The following is a 22299-nucleotide window of genomic DNA, read 5'->3' as shown; positions in this document are numbered from 1 at the left end:
TCATAATTGTAATAAGTTATAATCTGGTTTTTTCTTTACGAAGTACACAATAAAGATTCCTGTTTGACAGACGCTCATAATACTAGTAATCAAGATGACTGTGTCAGGATTCTTTGATAATAATAGACTTAGAATCAGGCCGCAAAGATATAGCACTATTTGAAATGCATAGTAACATTTTGGAAACTTAAAATCCTCTATATTATATTTGCTGTTTGCAAGAGTAGCTCCTTGAAAAATTGCAATTCCAAAATAGAAGAATGATGCAGCAAAGAGGTGATTTACGCTTGGCAAAACGAGAAAACTCATAGATACAGTTATTACAATCAGTCCAACAATGATAGGTATGTGGCTATATATTAGGAATGATATATTGGCATCAGTTGCCTCGTCAATAGCATGGTCGAATTCGCCAAAATAGAAGAGGAATAGCGAAGCCATAATAATAAAGAGAAGAACTGAGTTAATTGAAAAATTTTCGGTAGTGAAGAACTGGGCAAGTCCCATAACCATCTCTCCGAAGGTTATAATAACAAGAAGCGATAGCCTTTCAATCAAATGAGGTAGATTTGATATGAACTTTTCTCCTCTCATTTCCATAAATATTGGCATAGCAAAAGTAGATAAAAAACCTGCCAAGAAAATGGGAACACCAAACTTAAGAGGCAGAAAAGATGCTGTATAGACAGAGACTGCTCTAAGACCTGTTAACCACAATAATCCGCGTACTGTTCTTAATGATCCGCATGAAGTGCTTTTTTTCATATATTCGATCAAATACTGAACGAATAAAGTTAGGCTCAGTGTTCCTAGTGCTAAGCAGAACTTTTGGAAAGCAAGTTCCCACTCCTGTGTAATCAGATTAGAAATGAAAAGTAGGATTCCCATATTTAAGAAACTTACAAACATATTAAGAAGGGAATTCTTTCCGTGACGATTTGTAAATCCGGTTTGAATCAACCAATTGTTGAGTAGGATAATGAGAGTTAATAAAAATGTGAGCATGGATTCAAAGGTCACTATGCCATTATCTAAATGATGTATTAATGCTGTTGCTTTAGAAATAGCGTATACAAAGACCAAGTCATAAAATAACTCAGTATATTCAACACGTTTATGTGTAATTGAAGTCATGATTTTCTCCTTAAATTTCAATATAATCCGAACGTAATAAGTGTATTATAGTCAAAAATAAAAGTCAAGAAAAGACCTTTTTAGCATTGAATTTAATAAGTTATATGCAGAAAAAGGTGAATCAGGTAGTCGCCTTTTATTAGATAAAAAAGATATAGAGTATAAACAATTATACTTGAGTAAGAGCTACATTTATTATAGAATGATGAAAAGACGGAAATAATACTAAAACAGGTTTTGCAGAAAGGAGAGGATCCAATATTCTATACAGGAGAATACCGGATTGTATTTGGATATGAAAATAATAGAAAACAAAATGGTGTTTGCATTTGATGGAAATAATAAATGTGTGGCAGAGGTTGAGGATGGAGAAACTCTGGTTTTCCGTACACATGATTGCTTTGATAATCAGTTAAGTGAAGAGGGTTCATCTATTGGTAGTCTGAACTGGGATTGTATCAATCCGGCAACAGGACCGGTATATGTAAAAAATGCGGTAGCCGGAGATGTATTAAAAGTTGAAATATTGGATATCAAGCTTGAAAACCAAGGTGTGATGTGCGCACTCCCTGATAACGGTGTATTGGGTTCTTTAGTAAAAGAAGAGTCTGTAAAGCGTTTGAAGGTGGAAAATAATAAGGTTTACTTTAATGAAAATATTGTATTTGATGTAAATCCTATGATTGGAGTAATTGGTGTAGCACCAAAGAGTGGAGCTATAAATTGCGGAACACCCGGAAATCATGGTGGAAATATGGACAATAAGAGGATTGCAAAAGGTGCGACTCTTTATTTCCCTGTATTTCATGACGGAGCAATATTTTCTTTAGGTGATGTACATGCGGCTATGGGAGATGGAGAAATAATGGTCAGTGGTGTGGAGATTTCCGCTGATGTTACTGTGCGACTTTCTGTAATAAAAGGTGTAAGTATTGAAACACCGCTGCTTGAAAATGATAATATCTGTGGTGTTATCTATTCTCATGAAGAGATTGAAAAAGCCGTATTTCACGCAGTAAGAATTGCAAATGAGGTTATGCAAAAGAAACTTGGACTTTCATTCAATGATGCCGGTATGTTAATAAGTGCAGTTGGAGACTTGAGATTTTGTCAGGTAGTGGATCCCGAGCGTACGGTTATGATGTGCATTCCTAAAACTATACTGAGTGAATTGTTTTAGATAAAAGTATAATTAAATATTGATATAGTAATATTAGCCGGAGAATGAATACATCTCCGGTTTTTTACAGTTTAATTATCAATACATTGACTATATACCGATTACTTTTATAATAGAATCATATGATAAATTACTACAGAGTATACTAAGAAAGAATAAATGGAGAAAGTATGGATAAGGGGAATATATTGGTAATAGGTGATTCAGGTGTCGGCAAATCAACCTTGATCAATGCTGTTTTAGGAGAAGAAATTGCTGAATCCGGTTTTGGAGATAAGGGTACTACAAAGGAACTGAAAGTATATGAAAGTGATGTACCGGATTTTCATATTATAGACACTGTAGGTTTTGAACCTTCATTTTTTAAAAGAATGGGGGCTATAAATGCTGTAAAAAAGTGGTCAAAAAATGCCATTAAAGAGGGAAAAGAGAACTCGGATATAAATGTTATATGGTTTTGTGTTGAAGGCACTTCGAGTAAATTATTTCCGGAGGCAATAAAAAGTCTTTCTAAAGCGACATCTATTTATCCATCTGTTCCAATAATAGTTGTAATTACAAAATCATATTCAAAGCCTGAGCGTGAAAGAAATATACAGATGGTTAAAGAGGTATTTGAAAAGCAAAAGAATACTAAAAATCTAAAGGGCATTATTCCTGTAGTTGCTTTGATATATGAAATAGATGAAGAACAGTTTGTGGCACAGGAAGGTATAACGGAGCTTATAGATATGACCTATGAGCTGATACCTGAGGGTATGCAAGCTGCAAGAAAAGATATTGAAGCGTTTAAATTAAACAGAAAAAGGTCATTTGCACAAACTGCCATTGCTACTTTTACGCTAAGCGCTGTTGCAATAGCTGCAATACCTATTCCACTTTCAGATGCAGCATTGTTATCACCTTTAGAAATTGGTGAAATAAATTCTTTGGCAAAGATATATGGTATCAAGAATGATAAAAACTCTAAAAGATTTTTAAATTCTGTTGTGGAAGCGGGAACTGTAGGTTTAGCGGCAAAGGCGGCTATAAATGCGCTAAAAGCAATTCCTGCAATTAATTTGGCGGCTTCTGTAATAAATGCAGCTGTTGCAGGTGCTATCGTTCTTGGAATAGGTGAAGTATGTGTGTATACATATGAGCAAATTTACCTTGGAAACAAGTCTTTGGACGATGTGGATTGGATAAATAAAATAATTGAGGCCAAGTTAAATAAACAAATAATTGAAAAGATAAATATGATAGTCACAGATGAGGACTTTAGAAACGGTAACATAACTAATTTGAAGAAACTGTTTACAAAGCTGTTATCAAAATAAAGGTTACAATATTTATAACGTTATCATAGGAGTAAAACTATGAAGAATAAACTATGTGGTGTTGAAGATACACTATATATTCCGCTTGTGGCAAGAATTTATGTATCTAAGAGATTTCCGGACTTTTTCTATGATGGAAAGGCTTTGGAACTTGAAGAACATTTTTTAAAAATTGTACCGGTAATTACTACTACAGAATTTTTCAATATGGCAAGTGCATGCAGGCAACAGACAATAGACAAGAAAATAAAAGAATTTTTAAATGCACATAAAGAATGTAATGTTGTTTTTCTTGGAGCAGGGCTGGAAACGGCATATGACAGGATAGGGAATAAGACTGCAAAATTTTATCAGGTGGACTTACCAAATGTTATAAATGTAAGGAAGGGTCTGCTGGGTGAAGCTGTAAATGAAAAGCTGATATCCGGTGATATGTTTACACTTGAATGGATAAATGAAATAGACACTAAGCTTCCAAGCATGGTTGTAGTGTCAGGTGTATATCAGTATTTTACAAAGCCTAAAATTGTAAATATGATTAAAAGAATGGCAGAGCGTATATCAAAATTTGAATTGGTATTTGATGTAACAAATACTACAGGCTTAAAGTTTGCAAACAAGTATGTAAAAAAGACAGGAAATACAGATGCGACAATGTATTTTAGTATAGACGATGTCTGTGTGTTTTCACAAGAAGTGGAGATGAAATTAGTAAGCCTTGACGGATTCTTCTCTGATGCCTTGCTACATTGTAAGGGAATGAGCTTGAAGACAAAAATATATATGTACTTTGCAGATAAACTAAGAAGAACTATGGTGATTCATCTATGTTCAAAATAGATTTTAAAAGGGGATTTTATGGCGATAGACGGAGTTAAAATTATAGACAGTGATGATGCTTATGATATTTATAATGATATCGTGGAGCGATATAAGGATGGAATAGATGTTGAGCTTATTAAAAGAGAATGGCTTGATGAGGAAGCAAATTTTTGCATAGATGAATTGTATACAGAGATATACTGGACATCTCTTGCCTATGCGCTTTGGAAGATAGGACATTTGGATGAAGATATAAAAAATAAAGCTATGGAAATTATATCAAAAGGTGCAAGCAAACTATGGAACGAGATAGACGAAAGGGCGGTAAAAGCGAGACAGAAAGCTTTAAATAAATTAGCTCTTCAAATTCAAAGTGAAAATCCAAGACCTATTAAAAAGCCCAAGCCACAAAAAAGAAGAGAACCGTATTTTGAACTTGGAGATGTTATCTCGATAAAGTTTGAGGATAAATATGGTATATGTTTTGTCTCGGATTTGGAGGTTAGACCGAGAAAGATAGAATATCATATAGCCTGTGCAAGAACATTACAGGATTTTGAGCCTACCATAGATGATTTTGTAAACAGCAGTATTGCGTATAAGAAGATGAATACCGAGTTTGTGCTTGAGACAGACTGCTGGTTTAACCATAAGGATCTAGGTGAACTACTGCCATATTTAAAAAAGATAGGAAGAATAAAACTAAAACCTTACAGTTTGGGTGTGCTCTCACCTGCCGACTCACTTGAGAATTTTTATGATGATATTACAAACAAGTCGGAACTATGGCCTTTTAAAACAATTGAGATAAGCGAAATAATAGAAGAAATTTTAGAAAATTAATAGGGGAGTAATTTATAATGAATAAAAAATGTTGTATAAAACCTGAAGATTTAAAAGATCTTTTTCACACAGACGGTCCTGAGGGTTGTATAGCTTCCGACAGAATAATGGTAGAAGGCAGAAAAGTCGGATATATGTACAGAGAGCATGCCGACCGCAAAGAAGACAGCGGATGGAGATTCACTGCAGGAGATGAGGATGAAGAATATATGTCAAATGCTGAAAATGCCGGTGTATATACTCTAAATGCAGTAGCTAATATTGATTCGGATATCATTCCTTTTTTGAACTCGCCTGTAGGAAGCGGATTTCTCAGGGATGAAAACGGGAAACTTGTAAAGGATGATTTTAATATAATTGCAAGGCAGGAGATAGATGAAATTTTATATGAGTATAAGATTGAAAACTCAGAGGATTATAAGAACAGAGATCCGGAGGAGCTTGCAGAAATTTATGAAAATATAAAGGTTGTTCAGGAAAATCATGATTTGTCTGATGATGATGTAGAGGAATTATTAAAAAGTATTTTCTCTGACTATGATGAATCATAATAAATCGTAAACAAAAAGGCGGCGTATATTTGATACGCTGCCTTTTTAAGTATTAATAGCTTGTAAGCTTATCTACATTTTCAATTATAACAATCTTTGTATCGGCATCTACGCTGTTTACAAGTTTTTTCATATATTCCTCAGGAATTCTTACACAACCGGCTGATGAAGTATCGTTGTCGGTTTTTGTACAATGAATGAAGATTGCCGATCCCTTACCCGGTATGGATTCTGTATTATAGTTAAGTGCTAATGCATAGTTATAGAAAGGATTAGCCGCCTTTAAATCTTCGGCTGAATTCCAGTCTTTCTTTACATTTGAGGTATTTACCCATTTATTGTAGTATGCACTGTTTGAATCATCTACCCAGTAATCGTCATCACCGATTTTACGATATTCCAAGATGCTTCCGGGATTATCCTTAAGTCCGAAGGCGAACATTGCACTGAATACTCCTTCAGGTGTTTTTCTGTCACCTTCAGCTTTTTGAAGAGAAATACCGTTTGTACCTGCAATACCGTTTACATACCAGTTCTTTTTCCATGTGCCGTCAGCCGACTTTGTATAATCATTTACCGTAACCTTATTTTTATTGCTCTTATGTCCGACAATAAGCACAATGTGGCTTGCAGATTTTGAAATCGCCAGCTTCTCTACAGGTAGAGCTGCATGAGAGTTTATAGTTGTACTTGCCAGCAGTGTTGTAAACACCATAAAAGTTGCACATATTTTCTTAATCAATTTCATATATTATTCCATTCCATATTGGAGATGTAAATACATCTCATTATCAAAAATTTTCTATAAACAAGATTTTATACTGATAAATATGTTTTAGTCAATGAAAAAAATATTAAAAAATATGGTCCTTATTTCTTTTTACATAAAAAACAGGTGACATATAACAGTGTAATGTGGTAACATACTAAAGTATACACGAAGAGAGGTAGCATATGTTGAGTACTATAACAAAAATTTTGAGCACGGTGGATGACTTTGTTTGGGGATTACCACTGATTATTTTGATTTTGGCAACGGGATTATTTTTGACTGTAAGACTAAGGGGACTTCAGATAAAGAGGCTACCTCTCGCAATCAAGTATATGTTCTCATCGGATGAGGAAGACGGAAGCGGAGAGGTATCAAGCTTTGCGGCACTTTGCACAGCTCTCTCGGCCACAATCGGAACAGGAAATATTGTAGGTGTAGCTACGGCCATAGTTTCCGGAGGACCCGGAGCACTGTTTTGGATGTGGGTGGCAGCAATAGTAGGAACCGCAACAAAGTATGCGGAATGTCTTCTGGCTGTAAAGTACAGAGTCGTTGAAAAGGACGGACATGTTATCGGAGGACCGTTTTATTATATTGAAAACGGAATGGGCAATCAGTTTAAATGGCTGGCAAAAATATTTGCAATATTCGGTATAATGGTAGGTCTCTTCGGAATAGGAACTTTTACACAGATAAACGGTATTACAAGCGCAATAGGAAACTTCTTTGATAAAGAGAGTGTTCATTATGTAAATCTGTTTGGAAGGGATTATTCTCTTACTATCATTATATCAGGAATTATACTGACCTTTTTTGTAGCATCAGTTTTAATAGGAGGATTAAAGAGAATTTCAAATGTAGCGCAGATTATAGTACCTTTTATGGCAATTATTTATGTCGCTGTGGTTATGATTATTCTTATACTTAATCTTGGAAAGATACCGGCTGCACTTATTGAGATAGTACAAGGTGCATTTGGACTAAGAGCTTTTGGCGGGGGCATGTTTGGTGCTATGATAGTCGCCATGCAAAAGGGAATTGCCAGAGGAATATTCTCAAATGAGGCAGGACTTGGAAGTGCACCGATAGCCGCTGCTGCGGCTCAGTCTAAGGAAGAAGTTCGCCAAGGACTTATCTCCATGCTTGGAACCTTTATAGACACTATTATTATCTGTACTATGACAGGACTTTCAATAGTAATCACAGGTGCATGGGATATGGGGCTTGAAGGTGTAGCTGTTACAACAAAGGCTTTTCAAATAGGATTGCCTTTCCCGGACAGTGTGGCTGCATTTATATTGATGGTATGTCTGGTGTTCTTTGCTTTTACAACTATTCTTGGCTGGGATTATTATTCTGAAAAATGCCTTGAGTACATAATAGGAAATAAGCCGAAAGCTATAACGGTTTACAGATGGGTTTATATTGCATGTATCTTTATAGGTCCTTATATGACGGTTAAAGCGGTATGGACAATTGCGGATATTTGTAACGGACTTATGGCAATACCGAATCTGATAGCTTTGATAGCACTGAACGGAGTAGTGGTAAGAGAGACAAAATCATTTTTTGAGCGTGGCGTTCATAATAAAATATAAAGTAAAAAGGTCTTAGACTCACAGATGTATAACTGTAAATCTAAGACCTTTTGTTAATTATTATTGTTCTGCATATTCAGGAAATGTAATACTGTTTTCCTTGAAAACATGAACAAAAATATCCTCAACGAAATCCTTCATAAGTTTAAACGTATTGGCATATGTGACACAAGTATCAGCCGGTACTTGAAAGTTATTTGTAAGCTGTTGCATTTCTTTAATCATGTCGCCTACATCTACATGTTCACCTTCAAGTTCACTTATCAATTCAAGAGCTTCTTTGTCAGGGTGATGATTTGAACGCATCAGCGGGAATATGAGCCTCTCTTCTTTTGCAAAATGCTCTTCAAGTTCTGCTTTCATTCTTGCAAATAAGTTGTGAATCTTTGTAAGTTCCGCACCATGATGCTGATAATGTACTATCAAAATCTTGTTTAAAAGCTTTTCGATTTGTTCCATCATCTCACGCTCTGTAACATGATGAGTTGCCTCAAGATTATCAAGCATCTCATTAACGCTTAGTTTTTCAAAATCTTCTATGGATTCCACACTTTCTTTGTTTTGTGGAACAGGCTGCGAAGCTATATTGTTAAGTTCATTTATAAGTGAAGTAAGGTCAATACTCCCGTCTGTGAAAGACTCATCAAGTGGCATATGACCACCACAGCAGTAGTCAAGGTGTAAATTGTTAAGATAAGGAATTGTTTGAGGATATTGTTTAACAATATCGGCAAGTGACATTTTAGCTGTAATCATAGCATACCTCCTTAAAGTGAGTGAATTATCATAAACAAATTCACTGTCGGTTTTATAGATAAAGATGAACTTACATCAATATCTATAAAAGAGTATACACTTATAAAATATCGGAATCTGTAACAAATAAGACAAAACAAAATATTATAAGAATATAATTACAGTTTTGAATTTAAAAGATACAAAAACCGGATGAAGTGGTAGGGTTTAAAATCAGCTTGAAAGAAGTATGTATTTGTTGTATACTTTTTTTGTTATAATTATATATAGGTTCTCTTAGTTAAATGGATATAACGATAGCCTCCTAAGCTGTAATTGTGGGTTCGATTCCCGCAGGGAACATCCATTTTAAGCGGTAATGAAGATAAGGTTATTACCGTTTTTTCATGCAAAAACTTATATTTATAATTTAGCACTTCGGCTGGCACCTGGAATGACAGCCAGATGTCCCTCAAGGTGTCCACCAAGAGAAGGTATTTTGATACAGTTATGATGAATAGTTTCAACTTTGCAACAGGTTGTTGCAAAGTTAGCGGTAAAAGAATTGATATTTCATTAAATTGACGCTCAATTTGCTCTGTGCTAGAATAACATTAACAGATTCATCAGCAAAGTAATACACTGTGAGCTTGTTATGGATAAGAGTTATGAAGCTATTAATGAATTTTTAAATAATCCACAGAATACAGATGATTTTTATGAAAATGATACAGTCATTGCAATTGATTGGAGAGAGGATGATGAGGATATTGTAAAATATTTTAATCAGGCGATAGGAAATAAGATTGCTATTAAAATGGAAAACAATGATAAGCCTTATGGTGATGATATTATTTTAACCTATAAAGACAAAATCGTAAAAATCCCTATGATAGGCAATGAAAATTATAAAATCAAAAATATACTTATAAAAACAAGGAGATTGAGATGAATTTAAAAAGTAATAATTATCCAACCATTGAATATGAAAAAGGAGAAGAAATTTTTTTGTCACCAGAGGAAATTAATAGTTCTTTTTACTTTGATGTTGAAGAGGAATTAACCTCAAATGATGAAGCTATGGCGATTGTAGCCTCTATGATAGATGAAGTGGATACATTAGTAGAAGCAGCTAAAGATTTTTTGAAAAATACATTATTGAATGAGGGAAATGAATACTATGGCACTGTTGCATATTTTATGGAATTTCATAGAGATGAAATGGATGCTGATACGGTATTGGAGCTGTTTCCTTCAAGTAATGTTGATACAATAACATTTACAGAAATGGTAGATTTTTTAAAAATGATACGTTTTGGGAGCTTAATTGATAATAAAACAAATCAGCAAGCTTTTATTATGGATTTAAGTTTTAATCCGGAATTAACAGATGAACTGATGGTTATTTATTTTAATTTAGAAAAACAGGTATTTTATGTAACACATGAAAGCTGATCTAAATAAAAAATAGATAACAGTCATCATATAATATTTCAAAAAACAGTAAATCAAATTGGTTTACTGTTTTTTGTTGCAAAAAAACAGAAAAGAAAGTACATGAACAATAGCATAACTTAATACCCATAATTGCTGAATTACCAGCTTGCACTGGGTAAAATTGTATCATATTGAATTACGAAAGGCAAAAAAAATTTTGACCTGCAAGCTTTAAGTGTTAAAATCGTACTTAGTATATGAAGGAGTGATTAGTGTATGGAAAAGAAGTCAGATAGCAAGTTGATTGCACTACATCAATCGGTAGCTGTCAAACTCCCGGTGTGAGTTCAAAAACTATAAAACGGCATATAAAAGAAATGGATAATGTTCGTTATATTGGTAGTGGATATAGTGGGCATTGGGAAATAATAGAATAAAAATAACGGTCAAAACCCAATAGACATCCGACTTAATTAACACTATAATATATTTAATCTAATAAGAAAATAGAGCAATCATTGTTGCAAACTTTTTGACAATGGTAGCCATAGGCATGAACTCCATGGAACTGAATGGTTATATCCTTTCAGTGCTTCGGGCACCGGACAAGCGTCGTCAGGTACTTTTACAAGGGATAAAACAGGTTTTCTTATTTTGACACAGATTTACAGTAAAGTTAGAAAACAAGCTACTTTCATTGACTTATGTTGATAGATAATATTAGTAAATTACAGTACAAACCTTAGCTCCTAAGTTGTAATTGTTGGTTCGATTCCCGCAGGGAACATTTTTGGCGGTAATGACTTGTGACAGATGCTTGTCATTATCGTTTTTTGTTGTATATAAAAGTTTGATTTTTATTGAATAACTAATTATTATATGAGAAAATAATAGCGAACAGTCAAGTTTAATCTTGATTATATAAGCAAAGATAAAAACGCAATGTACATTTATTGTGCTATAGCCGGTAGGTAGCCCGGCAGTCCTATAAGTATATAGGGTAAGTAACCTGCCCCTCCGGGTTGTCCGTTCTTTGTAAAGAAATTGGAGGGATGGCGATGAATGATATAAATGTCAAGTTAACTGTGTTTTTTGAAAATCCGTTTTGGGTAGGTGTGTTTGAGCATGTTGAAAACAACTTTCTTGTTGCATCAAAAGTAACGTTCGGTGCAGAGCCTAAGGGCTATGAGGTATTAGACTACATAATAAAAAATTACTATAGTTTGGTATTCAGCCCTGCTGTTGAAACAAAGATAAAAAAAGACAAAACAAACCCTAAGAAAGCTCAACGTGATGTAAGAAAGCAGATGCAAGTATCCGGTATAGGAACAAAATCGCAACTTGCATTAAAATCGCAACATGAACAGAATAAGAAGGAAAGTAAGGTAAGAAGGCGAGAAGAAAAAGAGGCGGATGAACTTAAGAGATTTTTATTAAAACAGTATAAGAAAAGAAAAAAACATAAGGGACATTAATATTAAGTACAAGTATTTGTAGGTGAAAGCGGGTATTTATATGTATGAGAATGAGAAGACAAAGCTTCAAAAAATTATTGATGACAGTACCAATATAGTATTTTTCGGTGGTGCCGGAGTTTCTACCGAAAGCGGTATTCCGGACTTTCGAAGTGCGGACGGACTCTACCATCAAAAGTATAAGTATTCACCGGAGCAGGTGGTAAGCCACAGCTTCTTTATGAAATATCCTGAAGTTTTTTATGAGTTTTATAAGGAAAAAATGATGTGTCTTGATGCAAAGCCTAATGCAGCACATAATAAACTTTCGGAGCTTGAAAGCTCGGGAAAGCTTAAGGCTGTAGTGACACAGAATATTGACGGACTTCATCAAAAAGCCGGAAGTAAAACAGTCTATGAGCTTCACGGAAGTATACATAGAAATTACTGTATGAAGTGTCAAAAATCCTATGACGCAAATTATGTTAAAAACCAAAAAGGAATACCGTATTGTGAATGTGGCGGTATGATAAAACCTGATGTTGTTTTGTATGAAGAGGGGCTTGACGGAAATGTAATAAACGCTGCAATAAGAGCTATAGCATCTGCAGATACTCTTATAATCGGCGGAACATCTTTGGTGGTATATCCTGCTGCAGGTTTTATTGACTATTTTCAGGGTAAGCATCTTGTTGTAATAAATAAGTCGGAGACCGGAAAAGCTGTAAATGCCGAGTTATCTATAAATGCTCCTATCGGAGAGATTATGAGCGGAATAATTGTTCAATAGAAAATAAAAAAGAGGTGAGTTATGCCAAGGGGGAGCAATCAAAAATTTAAATTTACATATCTTATGAAGATTATGGCTGAAAAGACTGATGATGAACATAGTCTTACTATGCCTCAAATACTTGAGGAGCTTGAAAAGTACGAAGTAAGTGCCGAGAGAAAAAGCATTTATGAAGACTTTAAGGATATGTCAAAATTGGGTATAGATGTTATAAAGGAGCAAAGGGGTAGAGAGACCTTTTATCATATCGCAGGAAGGGAGTTTGAGCTTGCAGAGGTAAAGCTTCTTATTGACGCTGTACAATCTGCAAAGTTTATTACTCAAAAAAAGTCAAAGTCCCTGATTTCCAAAGTGAAGAATTTTGTAAGTGAGCATCAGGCCAAGCAATTACAAAGGCAGATTGTGATAAACGATCGTGTAAAGACTATGAATGAAAGTGTGTATTACAATGTGGATGATATACATACTGCTATAAATCAAAACAGGAAGATTAAGTTCAAATACTACAAATGGGATATTGATAAGAAACTTGTGGAAAGACATGGTGGAAGCTATTTTGTTGTAAGTCCGTGGGCACTGCTTTGGGATGATGAAAACTACTATATGATTGCTTTTGATGACTGGGATAATAAAATCAAACATTATCGTGTAGATAAGATGATGTATATTGAAGTTGGAAATGATGAAAGATCCGGAAAAGAAGAGTTTAAAAACTTTGATATGGCAAAATACTCAAAGGCGACATTCGGTATGTATCATGGTGAAAAGACCAAGGTATGTATAAAATTTGCAAATCATATGTGTGGGGTATTTATAGACAGATTCGGAAAAGATACTCTTTTCAGAAAAATAGATGAAAACAACAGTGAGTTGATAGTGGATATAAATGTCAGCCCACAGTTTTTCGGGTGGATATTCAGCCTTGGAAATGATGTGGAAATAGTATCTCCTATAGAAGTTGTTAATGAACTTAGGGAATACACAAAGAAATTTATAATGAAATATGAATAGATTTAATAAAGGTAATATAAGGAGTAAGTATGGGTACTTTGGGTAATGTTTTGTGGTTTATTTTCTGTGGACTTTGGAGTGGACTGATGTGGATATTTGCAGGTTGTCTTTGCTGTATAACGGTTATAGGTATACCTTTAGGTCTACAATGCTTTAAATTTGCCGGACTGGCATTTTTCCCTTTCGGGAAAGAAGTGGTATATGGCGGAGGTGCGGTAAGCTTTCTTGTAAATATTATCTGGCTTATTATACTTGGAATACCTATGGCAATCGCTCATGCGACAGCCGGTGTGATCCTTTGTATAACCATAATAGGTTTTCCTTTTGGACTTCAGTTCTTCAAATTGGCTAAACTTTCATTAATGCCTTTTGGAGCCAGGGTGATTTAATGAAGACATTCTTAAATTACATGGTAGCTGATTGAAAAAAGAGTATAATTGATATATTATTGAGGTAACAAATTTTGGTAATTTATATATCAATGATATATCAGGAGGATAATATGCCAATTAGTTTAAAAAAAGGTCAAAAAGTTAGTCTAACAAAGGGAAATCCGGGACTTAAGAATGTTGTGGTAGGACTTGGATGGGATACAAACGCCTATGATACAGGTGCGGATTTTGACTTGGATGCGGCAGCGTTTTGCTTGACAGATTCAGGGAAAGTTTCAAGCCAGAATGATTTCGTATTCTTTGGAAACCTTAATCATCCGTCAGGTGCAATAAGCCATTTGGGAGATAATCTTACAGGGGCAGGTGACGGTGATGACGAGCAGATAAAGATCGATCTTTCAAGAGTTCCTGCAGAAATCACAAAGATTGCATTCACAGTAACTATTTATGAGGCGGAAGCAAGAAGACAGAACTTCGGTCAGGTATCAAATGCCTTTGTAAGAATATTTGACGAGAATACAGGTGAAGAACTCTTAAGATATGACCTTGGTGAGGACTTCTCTATAGAAACCGCAGTTGTATTCGGTGAACTGTATAAGAACGGTGACGAGTGGAAATTCAATGCCATAGGTAGCGGATATCAGGGTGGATTGGCTGCTCTTTGCAATATGTACGGAATAGATGCGGAATAAATTTTAAAATTTGGACTGTGCACTTTTTTAAGTGTCGGTCCTTTTTTATTTATTTTTTATATTGTAACATATGATACTGAAAAATGTCTTTTATAAGATTATAATTAGGGCATACTAACTTATATGGGGAAAAGGAGAATGATATGAGTAAAATACTTGATTTAAATAAACCGGTTTTTGAGTTGGCAAAGGAATATCCTGACTTTATTGAAATATTCGCAGGTCTCGGATTTAAAGATATAAAAAATCCTGTTATGTTAAATTCTATGGGGCGTTTTATTACTATAAATAAGGGTGCTGAAATGAAGGGCATTCCTCTTGAAAAAATAAAAGAAGTTTTTAGAGAGCATGGATATGAGATAGCTGAGGACAAAAAAGAAGAAAAAGAATTAAAAGATGTGGCGGAGAGTATACCAAATAACACCGAAGACAGTACCGAGTTACTCAAGCAGTATTTGATAAGACTCTCAAACGGTGAATCTTTGGAGTCGGTTCAAAAAGATTTCAGAGAAAAATTTGAATCTGTAGATGCAAGTGAAATAATGAAGGCGGAGCAGTCACTGATGGAATCCGGAATGCCGTATCAGGAGGTTCAAAAATTATGTGATGTGCACTCAGCACTGTTTCACGGAACAACAAGCAATGAGCTTGGAAATGAAAATGAAATAAAGAATACTATGAGTATGGCAGACGGTGCAAATGAAGATGACACTAAAATGCTTATTGAGACAAAGGGACATCCGCTTTCTACATTTACAAGAGAAAATGAAAATCTTGAGAAGTATATAAATGAATTTCTGGCTAAAATGGAAAACAATGAGATAGACAGAGCGCTACTTTCAAAGATAAGAGAAGTTTCAATGCATTATGCAAAGAAGGGCGATCTTTTATATCCTTTGTTAAAGACCAAATATAATGTTTCGGGTCCTGCTACAGTAATGTGGTCTGTAGATGACGAAATCAGAGATGAGCTTGGAAGACTTGATAAAATCGAAAAAGAAGATGAGAAATGGATAGAGGATATAAAGGCTGTAATTACCCGTATGCAGGAGATGATTTATAAAGAAGCCAATATTTTATTTCCGATATGTACAGTGAACTTTACAGATGAGGACTGGTTAAATATTTATTTGGACAGCAAGGGATATGAGAACTGTCTTGATATAGTACCTGAAAGTTTTGATAAAGCCGAGAAAGTTAAAAGAGAGTTTGACGATATTGACGGTGAGATAGTACTTCCGGGAGGGCATTTTACAAAGGAGCAGCTTATTGCACTCTTAGATACCATGCCTCTTGAGATTACATTTATAGATGCCGATGATATAAACAGATTTTTCAATGATAATGATTGTCCGAAAGCATTTAAGAGACCGTTAATGGCAATTGACAGGGATGTGTATTCATGCCATCCTCCAAAGATAGAGCCGATGGTAAGAGAGATAATATCAGGATTTAAAAACGGAAGCAGAGATGAAGTTGCTATCTGGATGAAGAAGAACAATAAGGACATGCTTGTAAAGTATATGGCGGTCAGAGACAAAAATAAAAAATATCTTGGAACAATGGAAATAGTTCAGGATATGGATTTTGCAAGAAAGCATTTTGAAGAAGAAGGTCAGAATAACTGATATAAAAAGAGCCTATGAATTTTTCATAGGCTCGATTTATTATTCCATAATATTTGTAAGTCCGTTGCGTATAAATGACAGAGTGAGTACTGCGAGATCATGAGGTGACATCTCAAATTCACTGTCAATCCATCTTACAAGCAGACCGAGTGTTCCTGAAAGAATGAAATCGTAATATAATTCAAAATAAGGCATATTCTTTTGCTTTATAAAAGCCTTATACTTATTGAATACACAGGTCTGCAATTTATTTCTGAGTTCATTAGAGAAGTTTGCATCCAAATCGTCATGCAGGAATATTTTTGCCATATCTTTGTTATCATATATAAATACAAATAAAGCTTCTATAAAAGGTACAAGGTTGTCTGTATCCGGAGCTATTTTAGTAAGTATATCTTCAAATTCTTTTAAAAGATCGGCTTGTATATGCTCCATCAAATCATATACATCCTTATAATGTAAGTAAAAGGTTCCTCTGTTTATGTCTGCCATCTGTGCAAGTTCTTTTACCGTGATATTTTGGATTTTCTTTGTTTCAAGCAAGATACTCAGACATTTTCTAAGCTGCGATCTGGTTTTTCTTACTCGCCTGTCTACAGTTTTTTCGTTCATAAAACCTCCCGATAGTGTTATAAAATAAAATTTTCAAATTTTCGACTAAATGTACAATAGACGATGTTTAAGAATTCCATATCAGTTAATTAACTAATGTACATTAATATACTTAAAAGTATAGTCAATTACAATAAAAAAAGCAAGTATAAACTAAGTATGTAATAAATATTTTTTAATTAAAAAATATTTCAAGTAAAGTGAAAAGTATAGTATAATAAAATACCGGGGTTAAGAGCCCTATTTGACTCTAAAACATTATGTGATATAAGGGAATTTTATGAGAACTAAGAAATTTAGATATATTATATTTGTATTTGTATTCCTATTGGCGGTAACAGGTTTTTTATTATACTCTTTTTTGAAAAAAAATAAAGTTGACACTACAGGTGGAGATATTGAGGCAAGTGATATTAATATACCGAGATTATATAATGTACTTGGAGATTATTATATAAATAAAATGTATGGTTACAGTGATGAGACGGATGTTGAGGCTGCCGACAATATACTGTCATTGGTACTGGATGATTACAGTATGAAGTTTAGAGTGGTAGATGCAAATATTGCAGATATTGAAGATTATGATTACAGCATAAGAACATTTGATACTAATGAACTTGTAGAAAGCGGAGACAGGACAAAACTTGATGGCGATATTATAGATTTGCATCTGTCAAGTCTGGTGGAAGAAAATAAAGAATACTTTCTTGAACTTAGATTGTATACAAATGGACAGACATTTCATTATTACAGCAGGATAGTCAGGAGCAATACCGAATTTGCCAAAAGGCTTATAGATATGGCAAATACTTTTTCCAATAATAATTTTGACAACAATACGGCAAAAGACAATACCGTATACCTTGAAAGTGACGGTACAGGGAATTCAAGAGGACTTGAATATGTAACATTGAAGTCGGATTTCAATATGATAAGCTATAACGGAATGAACCTTACACCTTCTGAAAAAGAGGTGAGCCTTGTAAATTATAACGGTAAGGTAGGGGAAATACATTTCAGCTTTACTGCAAGTTCGGAAAATAAAGTTTATAATATAGAAGAGAATTTTATCTGTAAATCCGGTACACAAAGACTTTATATGCTGGATTATACCAGAACGATGAATCAAAGTTTATCAAAAGATATTGAGTACAATAAGAAAATAGATTTAGGCATCGGTAATAAAGATATCAGGTCTATATCGGATAATACAGGCGAGAAAATTGCATTCCCGGTAGATAATAAGCTCTTTTTATCAGACAGTAAAAAGGAAAGTCTTGAACAGGTTTACAGCGTAGGAAAAAACAGTTATATTTATCCGCTGAAATTTGGAGACGGATTGTACTTTATAAGCTATGGTTATAATGTTGACTCATCTCATATAGGAGCTGTAGGTGTTTGCCTTTTTAAATATATGGAGAGCACAAAAAAAGTTTCAAAGCTGGCTTTTGTAAAAACAGAAATTGATGCTCAAAGTTTAAAGGAATCGATAGATGAACTTGCATATATGGGTGATAATGCAATGCTTTATCTTAAGCTTATGGATAAAGTTGTAGGCCTTGATGTTTTGTCGGGAAATTATGTGACTGTGGCGGAAAACCTTGAAAACGGAAAGTATTCCATAAGTCAGGATAAGAGTTTATTATCCTGGAATATCGGAGACGGATTGAATATTTATAATTTTGCTACAGGAGAAAATAAGCAATTAGATAATGCAAATGAGATAATGTTGCCTATAGGGTATATTGGAAGCGACTTGGTAGTAGCAATAGAATCTCAAAATATTTCCAACACAATCAACGGCAAATCTACCGGAAGTATTTTTGAAAAGGTGAGCATATACAATAATCTTTTGGAATTACAAAAGGAATATACTTATGACGGCAGATATATTGACAATATTGATGTAAAGGGAAATCGTGTGCATATTGATCTTTATCAATATGACGGTGAAAACTTTACCAGGTCGGGAGAGGATACAATAATCAGCAACAAGTCTGTGGCAAGTGAGAGCAGAGTATCATCTTATATGGACAGTTTCAGAGCAAAGAACTATGTCATAGACACCGGTAAGTGGATTGAAGGTGAGGCTTATTACTTTAAGGATCTTCAAATTGACAGTACCGATATAGAATATAATATCGATTTGAATAAACCGTATCTTGACAATATGTATTATGTCTATATTAATTCCAAGTTGGAAGGGATATATGATAATCCGGTGAATGCTATAGATACCGCATATACAGATATGGGATTTGTAAGAAGAAAAGGTATAATGGTGTATGCTAGGTCCATGGTTGAGACCGCGTCAAATACAAATTTTGATGTAAACAAAGTCGGAGAATATGTAAATTATTGGGAAAATAATGAGCTTACAAGATTTCAGGGAATAACATTAAAAGAGGCAATGTACTTTTTAACTGTTAAAAAGCCTGTGTTTACATTTACAGCAATAAATAATCCGGTTATAATAACTGCGTATGATTCAAAAAGTGTCACAGTATATGATATAAATACAGCAAGTGTACAGAAAATAGATATAAATGAGGCTCAAAGTATATTCAATAGCACCCAAAATGACTTTTCTTGTTTCTTTACCTTTAGAATGTAATGTGATAAAATTAGAATCGTAATAAAAAAAGAAAGATTTGATTTAGGTTTTTATTTACTTAAATATTAAAGTTTAAATATATAGTTTTATATAGAGGAGAAAAATGGCTCAATATATAATGAATGGTGGCAGTCCATTGGTAGGAGAGGTTGCTATAGGCGGTGCAAAGAATGCGGCACTTGGTATTTTGGCAGCTGCTATAATGACAGATGAAGATGTTTATATAGAAAATTTACCTGATGTAAAAGATATTAATGTAATGCTTGAGGCGATAAAGGCTATAGGTGCAAGTGTTGAAAGACTTGACAGACATAGCGTGAGAATTAATGCATCTTCAGTAAAGGATGTATTGGTTGATGACGAGTTTATAAGAAAAATCAGAGCATCATATTATTTTATCGGAGCCTTGTTAGGTAAATATAAAAGTGCCGAGGTTGCTTTGCCGGGTGGATGTAATATAGGATCAAGACCTATAGATTTGCATTTGAAGGGATTTAAGGCATTGGGAGCCGAGATTGATATTGAGTCGGGAAGAGTAAAAGCACATGCCATTGATTTGGTTGCGGCGGATATATATCTGGATACCGTATCTGTAGGTGCCACTATAAATATTATGATGGCGGCATCGTTGGCGGAAGGAAGAACGGTTATAGAAAATGCGGCTAAAGAACCGCATATTGTTGATGTTGCAAATTTCTTGAACAGTATGGGTGCGGATATAAAGGGTGCAGGAACAGATGTTATAAGAATAAACGGTGTTAAGTCATTACATGGAAGCAGATATTCCATAATACCGGATCAGATCGAAGCCGGAACATTTATGTGTGCCGCAGCTATTACAAAAGGTGATATTACTGTAAAGAACATTATACCGAAGCATATGGAAGCTATAAGTGCAAAACTTATGGAGATGGGATGTGAGGTTGTGGAATTTGACGATGCAATAAGGGTTATTGCGAAGAACAATCAAAAGTCTACAAATATAAAGACATTACCTTACCCGGGCTTTCCTACAGATATGCAACCACAGATAACTACCGCTTTGGCTCTAGCTACAGGCAGCAGTCTGGTAGTTGAAAGTATATTTGAAAACAGATTTAAATATGTGGATGAACTCGCAAGAATGGGTACAAATATCAAAGTAGAGGGTAATACCGCTATGGTTATCGGCGTAGCAAAACTGAGAGGAGCGGCGCTTAAAGCACCGGATCTTAGAGCCGGTGCGGCACTTGTTTTGGCAGGGCTTGCAGCAGAGGGACAGACCACAGTGGACGATATTAAGTATATAAAAAGAGGGTATGAAGATTTTGAAGGCAAGTTGGTTTCATTGGGCGCCGATATAAGAGAAGTGGACAGTGAAGTTGAGGCAAGAAAGTTTAATATCAAGGTTGTATAAGAATGTTTTGCGGACGGCTTGGCTGTCCGCTTTTTATATAAGTAAATATAAGAAAGGGGGATATATGAAAAGAGAAGAATTGTTACATATATGTGGCGGAAAAGATTGGCATAGTAATGAAGATAATATTTGTTTTACAGGTAATGTATACGGTAAAGAAATAAACTTTGATTTTTCAGGATACAAAGAGGAAGAGCTGTTATCATATTTAGGGGACTTTCTTGAAAGGATTATAAATGATATAGAGAGGCTTGATAAAGAGGCAAGGGGTATTATCAAAGAGCAACATAAAAATGAGGATGTAGATATATTGGAGTTAAGTGATATCATTTTTGATAAAAGCGGATGCTATAATATGTTTGCGCTTGGATATCGTGTAGGAGAAACACAAGCAGGAGAACTTTATCTGCTGATAAAGTTTGATGAAAATCTTTTAGCAGACAGCGATATAGTTTACGAAGTCTATTAGAATAAAGGGGTTAAATCGGCTTAAATAAAGGGTTTTACAGCCTTTAAATTTTTTAGAAAAAATAGAAATAAATGCTTGACATTAATGCCTTGTTGCGATATTATAATTAGGCAGTTACGGAGAGGTATCGAAGTGGTCATAACGAGGCGGTCTTGAAAACCGTTTGTCCGCAAGGGCGCGTGGGTTCGAATCCCACCCTCTCCGCTTCCTTTTTGCCCAAAAGCAGAGAGGTGAACAGAAGAAGGATAACTCGCAACCAAGCAGAAGTACCCAAGTGGTTGAAGGGGCTCCCCTGGAAAGGGAGTAGGCTGTTAATAGCGGTGCGAGGGTTCAAATCCCTCCTTCTGCGTTGAACCTTGATAATTTAAGATTAAACAGTACACACAACCCTGAAAATTTGCATATTTTTGTTAACGAGAACGAGCGAAGCGAAGTTCGAGTTTAGAAAAATAGTACACCTCGTCGAGCGTAGCGAGACGATGGTGCTACCTTAAAAATATGATGAAGTTTCAGAATAACAACGTTTAGATTCGAACAGAATTTAAAACCTTTAAAAAACAGTAGATCTGTAAAAACAGATGCAAGCTAGCGAGAAGGCTAGATTAAACTTTTATATGAGAGTTTGATCCTGGCTCAGGATGAACGCTGGCGGCGTGCTTAACACATGCAAGTCGAACGAAGCTGCTTAAAGGAAGTCTTCGGATGGAATTTAGGTAGACTTAGTGGCGGACGGGTGAGTAACGCGTGGATAACCTGCCTTATACAGGGGGATAACGGAGAGAAATTTCCGCTAAGACCGCATAAGACCACAGCACCGCATGGTGCAGGGGTAAAATATTTATAGGTA

General features: G+C 34.9%; 21 protein-coding genes, 3 tRNA genes and 1 rRNA gene. 21 read left to right on the top strand and 4 right to left on the bottom strand.

The annotated features are described in order from the left end of the window. Nucleotides 1–1134, bottom strand: coding sequence for a low temperature requirement protein A (locus SBH76_RS06675; protein WP_317977239.1), 1134 nt, complete (start codon nucleotides 1132–1134; stop codon nucleotides 1–3). Between the two features lie 295 nt (nucleotides 1135–1429). On the opposite strand from SBH76_RS06675, the gene SBH76_RS06670 reads away from it, so the two are divergent. From SBH76_RS06670 to SBH76_RS06650, 5 genes are all read left to right on the top strand, one after another. Beyond that, nucleotides 1430–2314, top strand: coding sequence for an acetamidase/formamidase family protein (locus SBH76_RS06670; RefSeq protein ID WP_317977238.1), 885 nt, complete (start codon nucleotides 1430–1432; stop codon nucleotides 2312–2314). A 170-nt stretch (nucleotides 2315–2484) separates the two neighbouring features. Then, on the top strand, nucleotides 2485–3633 hold the full coding sequence (locus SBH76_RS06665) for a YcjF family protein (RefSeq protein ID WP_317977237.1): 1149 nt from the start codon (nucleotides 2485–2487) through the stop codon (nucleotides 3631–3633). Nucleotides 3634–3672: 39 nt separating this feature from the next. After that, nucleotides 3673–4473, top strand: a complete 801-nt coding sequence (locus SBH76_RS06660) for a class I SAM-dependent methyltransferase (protein WP_315086580.1) — start codon at nucleotides 3673–3675, stop codon at nucleotides 4471–4473. An 18-nt stretch (nucleotides 4474–4491) separates the two neighbouring features. Beyond that, on the top strand, nucleotides 4492–5298 hold the full coding sequence (locus SBH76_RS06655; RefSeq protein WP_317977236.1) for a hypothetical protein: 807 nt from the start codon (nucleotides 4492–4494) through the stop codon (nucleotides 5296–5298). A 17-nt stretch (nucleotides 5299–5315) separates the two neighbouring features. Continuing rightward, on the top strand, nucleotides 5316–5849 hold the full coding sequence (locus SBH76_RS06650; protein WP_317977235.1) for a DUF2185 domain-containing protein: 534 nt from the start codon (nucleotides 5316–5318) through the stop codon (nucleotides 5847–5849). A 52-nt stretch (nucleotides 5850–5901) separates the two neighbouring features. On the opposite strand, the gene SBH76_RS06645 is transcribed toward SBH76_RS06650, so the two are convergent. Continuing rightward, nucleotides 5902–6597, bottom strand: coding sequence for a L,D-transpeptidase family protein (locus SBH76_RS06645; protein WP_290651444.1), 696 nt, complete (start codon nucleotides 6595–6597; stop codon nucleotides 5902–5904). Nucleotides 6598–6803: 206 nt separating this feature from the next. Between SBH76_RS06645 and SBH76_RS06640 the strand changes: the two genes are divergently transcribed. Next, the gene (locus tag SBH76_RS06640; protein WP_315086586.1) at nucleotides 6804–8219 is read left to right on the top strand and encodes an alanine/glycine:cation symporter family protein; all 1416 of its coding nucleotides are present in this window, start codon (nucleotides 6804–6806) and stop codon (nucleotides 8217–8219) included. Nucleotides 8220–8279: 60 nt separating this feature from the next. On the opposite strand, the gene SBH76_RS06635 is transcribed toward SBH76_RS06640, so the two are convergent. Further along, on the bottom strand, nucleotides 8280–8975 hold the full coding sequence (locus SBH76_RS06635) for a DUF542 domain-containing protein (RefSeq protein ID WP_315086587.1): 696 nt from the start codon (nucleotides 8973–8975) through the stop codon (nucleotides 8280–8282). Between the two features lie 270 nt (nucleotides 8976–9245). Here SBH76_RS06635 and SBH76_RS06630 point away from each other — a divergent pair. The 9 genes from SBH76_RS06630 (at nucleotide 9246) to SBH76_RS06590 (ending at nucleotide 16358) form a co-directional block, all read left to right on the top strand. Next, a tRNA-Arg gene (locus tag SBH76_RS06630) sits at nucleotides 9246–9317 on the top strand. Nucleotides 9318–9609: 292 nt separating this feature from the next. Continuing rightward, the gene (locus tag SBH76_RS06625; RefSeq protein WP_009663728.1) at nucleotides 9610–9906 is read left to right on the top strand and encodes a hypothetical protein; all 297 of its coding nucleotides are present in this window, start codon (nucleotides 9610–9612) and stop codon (nucleotides 9904–9906) included. After that, nucleotides 9903–10409, top strand: a complete 507-nt coding sequence (locus SBH76_RS06620) for a DUF2004 domain-containing protein (protein WP_009663701.1) — start codon at nucleotides 9903–9905, stop codon at nucleotides 10407–10409. Before SBH76_RS06625 ends, SBH76_RS06620 begins: the two co-directional genes overlap by 4 nt. 1040 nt (nucleotides 10410–11449) lie before the next feature. Next, nucleotides 11450–11866, top strand: a complete 417-nt coding sequence (locus SBH76_RS06615) for a YjdF family protein (protein ID WP_315086589.1) — start codon at nucleotides 11450–11452, stop codon at nucleotides 11864–11866. A 40-nt stretch (nucleotides 11867–11906) separates the two neighbouring features. Continuing rightward, nucleotides 11907–12635: an NAD-dependent protein deacylase gene (locus SBH76_RS06610; RefSeq protein ID WP_009663691.1), complete on the top strand. Its 729-nt coding sequence runs from the start codon at nucleotides 11907–11909 to the stop codon at nucleotides 12633–12635. Between the two features lie 21 nt (nucleotides 12636–12656). After that, entirely contained in the window at nucleotides 12657–13646 is a 990-nt protein-coding gene (locus tag SBH76_RS06605; protein WP_009663660.1) for a helix-turn-helix transcriptional regulator, read from the top strand. A 29-nt stretch (nucleotides 13647–13675) separates the two neighbouring features. Then, nucleotides 13676–14035, top strand: coding sequence for a YccF domain-containing protein (locus tag SBH76_RS06600; RefSeq protein WP_009663751.1), 360 nt, complete (start codon nucleotides 13676–13678; stop codon nucleotides 14033–14035). Between the two features lie 113 nt (nucleotides 14036–14148). Further along, nucleotides 14149–14730, top strand: a complete 582-nt coding sequence (locus SBH76_RS06595; protein ID WP_007590935.1) for a TerD family protein — start codon at nucleotides 14149–14151, stop codon at nucleotides 14728–14730. Nucleotides 14731–14873: 143 nt separating this feature from the next. Next, entirely contained in the window at nucleotides 14874–16358 is a 1485-nt protein-coding gene (locus SBH76_RS06590; RefSeq protein ID WP_009663777.1) for a DUF438 domain-containing protein, read from the top strand. Between the two features lie 39 nt (nucleotides 16359–16397). Here the strand turns inward: SBH76_RS06590 and SBH76_RS06585 are convergent, their stop codons facing one another. After that, a complete protein-coding gene (locus tag SBH76_RS06585) occupies nucleotides 16398–16970 on the bottom strand; it encodes a TetR/AcrR family transcriptional regulator (protein ID WP_007590937.1) in 573 nt (190 codons plus the stop codon). Between the two features lie 280 nt (nucleotides 16971–17250). Here SBH76_RS06585 and SBH76_RS06580 point away from each other — a divergent pair, with 280 nt between their 5' ends. The 6 genes from SBH76_RS06580 to SBH76_RS06555 form a co-directional block, all read left to right on the top strand. Next, nucleotides 17251–19587, top strand: coding sequence for a hypothetical protein (locus tag SBH76_RS06580; protein WP_317977234.1), 2337 nt, complete (start codon nucleotides 17251–17253; stop codon nucleotides 19585–19587). Between the two features lie 103 nt (nucleotides 19588–19690). Continuing rightward, complete coding sequence (gene murA / locus SBH76_RS06575; RefSeq protein WP_034215590.1) at nucleotides 19691–20983, top strand: UDP-N-acetylglucosamine 1-carboxyvinyltransferase; 1293 nt, start codon at nucleotides 19691–19693, stop codon at nucleotides 20981–20983. A 64-nt stretch (nucleotides 20984–21047) separates the two neighbouring features. Continuing rightward, nucleotides 21048–21452, top strand: a complete 405-nt coding sequence (locus SBH76_RS06570) for a hypothetical protein (RefSeq protein WP_317977233.1) — start codon at nucleotides 21048–21050, stop codon at nucleotides 21450–21452. Nucleotides 21453–21570: 118 nt separating this feature from the next. After that, nucleotides 21571–21656 (top strand) — tRNA-Ser (locus SBH76_RS06565). 56 nt (nucleotides 21657–21712) lie between these two features. Further along, a tRNA-Ser gene (locus SBH76_RS06560) sits at nucleotides 21713–21801 on the top strand. A 261-nt stretch (nucleotides 21802–22062) separates the two neighbouring features. Further along, nucleotides 22063–22299 (top strand): 16S ribosomal RNA (locus SBH76_RS06555); the annotation flags it as partial.

Source organism: Lachnoanaerobaculum sanguinis (assembly GCF_033242365.1).
Classification (GTDB): domain Bacteria; phylum Bacillota; class Clostridia; order Lachnospirales; family Lachnospiraceae; genus Lachnoanaerobaculum; species Lachnoanaerobaculum sanguinis.
The sequence above is the reverse complement of the archived record's forward strand: the minus strand, read 5'-3'. Positions and strand labels throughout refer to the sequence as shown.

What these genes read in the sequence shown, in the direction of transcription:
- SBH76_RS06675 (WP_317977239.1), bottom strand. Translation starts at nt 1,134, where the DNA reads ATGACTTCAATTACACATAAACGTGTTGAATATACTGAGTTATTTTAT.
- SBH76_RS06670 (WP_317977238.1), top strand. Translation starts at nt 1,430, where the DNA reads ATGAAAATAATAGAAAACAAAATGGTGTTTGCATTTGATGGAAATAAT.
- SBH76_RS06665 (WP_317977237.1), top strand. Translation starts at nt 2,485, where the DNA reads ATGGATAAGGGGAATATATTGGTAATAGGTGATTCAGGTGTCGGCAAA.
- SBH76_RS06660 (WP_315086580.1), top strand. Translation starts at nt 3,673, where the DNA reads ATGAAGAATAAACTATGTGGTGTTGAAGATACACTATATATTCCGCTT.
- SBH76_RS06655 (WP_317977236.1), top strand. Translation starts at nt 4,492, where the DNA reads ATGGCGATAGACGGAGTTAAAATTATAGACAGTGATGATGCTTATGAT.
- SBH76_RS06650 (WP_317977235.1), top strand. Translation starts at nt 5,316, where the DNA reads ATGAATAAAAAATGTTGTATAAAACCTGAAGATTTAAAAGATCTTTTT.
- SBH76_RS06645 (WP_290651444.1), bottom strand. Translation starts at nt 6,597, where the DNA reads ATGAAATTGATTAAGAAAATATGTGCAACTTTTATGGTGTTTACAACA.
- SBH76_RS06640 (WP_315086586.1), top strand. Translation starts at nt 6,804, where the DNA reads ATGTTGAGTACTATAACAAAAATTTTGAGCACGGTGGATGACTTTGTT.
- SBH76_RS06635 (WP_315086587.1), bottom strand. Translation starts at nt 8,975, where the DNA reads ATGATTACAGCTAAAATGTCACTTGCCGATATTGTTAAACAATATCCT.
- SBH76_RS06625 (WP_009663728.1), top strand. Translation starts at nt 9,610, where the DNA reads ATGGATAAGAGTTATGAAGCTATTAATGAATTTTTAAATAATCCACAG.
- SBH76_RS06620 (WP_009663701.1), top strand. Translation starts at nt 9,903, where the DNA reads ATGAATTTAAAAAGTAATAATTATCCAACCATTGAATATGAAAAAGGA.
- SBH76_RS06615 (WP_315086589.1), top strand. Translation starts at nt 11,450, where the DNA reads ATGAATGATATAAATGTCAAGTTAACTGTGTTTTTTGAAAATCCGTTT.
- SBH76_RS06610 (WP_009663691.1), top strand. Translation starts at nt 11,907, where the DNA reads ATGTATGAGAATGAGAAGACAAAGCTTCAAAAAATTATTGATGACAGT.
- SBH76_RS06605 (WP_009663660.1), top strand. Translation starts at nt 12,657, where the DNA reads ATGCCAAGGGGGAGCAATCAAAAATTTAAATTTACATATCTTATGAAG.
- SBH76_RS06600 (WP_009663751.1), top strand. Translation starts at nt 13,676, where the DNA reads ATGGGTACTTTGGGTAATGTTTTGTGGTTTATTTTCTGTGGACTTTGG.
- SBH76_RS06595 (WP_007590935.1), top strand. Translation starts at nt 14,149, where the DNA reads ATGCCAATTAGTTTAAAAAAAGGTCAAAAAGTTAGTCTAACAAAGGGA.
- SBH76_RS06590 (WP_009663777.1), top strand. Translation starts at nt 14,874, where the DNA reads ATGAGTAAAATACTTGATTTAAATAAACCGGTTTTTGAGTTGGCAAAG.
- SBH76_RS06585 (WP_007590937.1), bottom strand. Translation starts at nt 16,970, where the DNA reads ATGAACGAAAAAACTGTAGACAGGCGAGTAAGAAAAACCAGATCGCAG.
- SBH76_RS06580 (WP_317977234.1), top strand. Translation starts at nt 17,251, where the DNA reads ATGAGAACTAAGAAATTTAGATATATTATATTTGTATTTGTATTCCTA.
- murA (WP_034215590.1), top strand. Translation starts at nt 19,691, where the DNA reads ATGGCTCAATATATAATGAATGGTGGCAGTCCATTGGTAGGAGAGGTT.
- SBH76_RS06570 (WP_317977233.1), top strand. Translation starts at nt 21,048, where the DNA reads ATGAAAAGAGAAGAATTGTTACATATATGTGGCGGAAAAGATTGGCAT.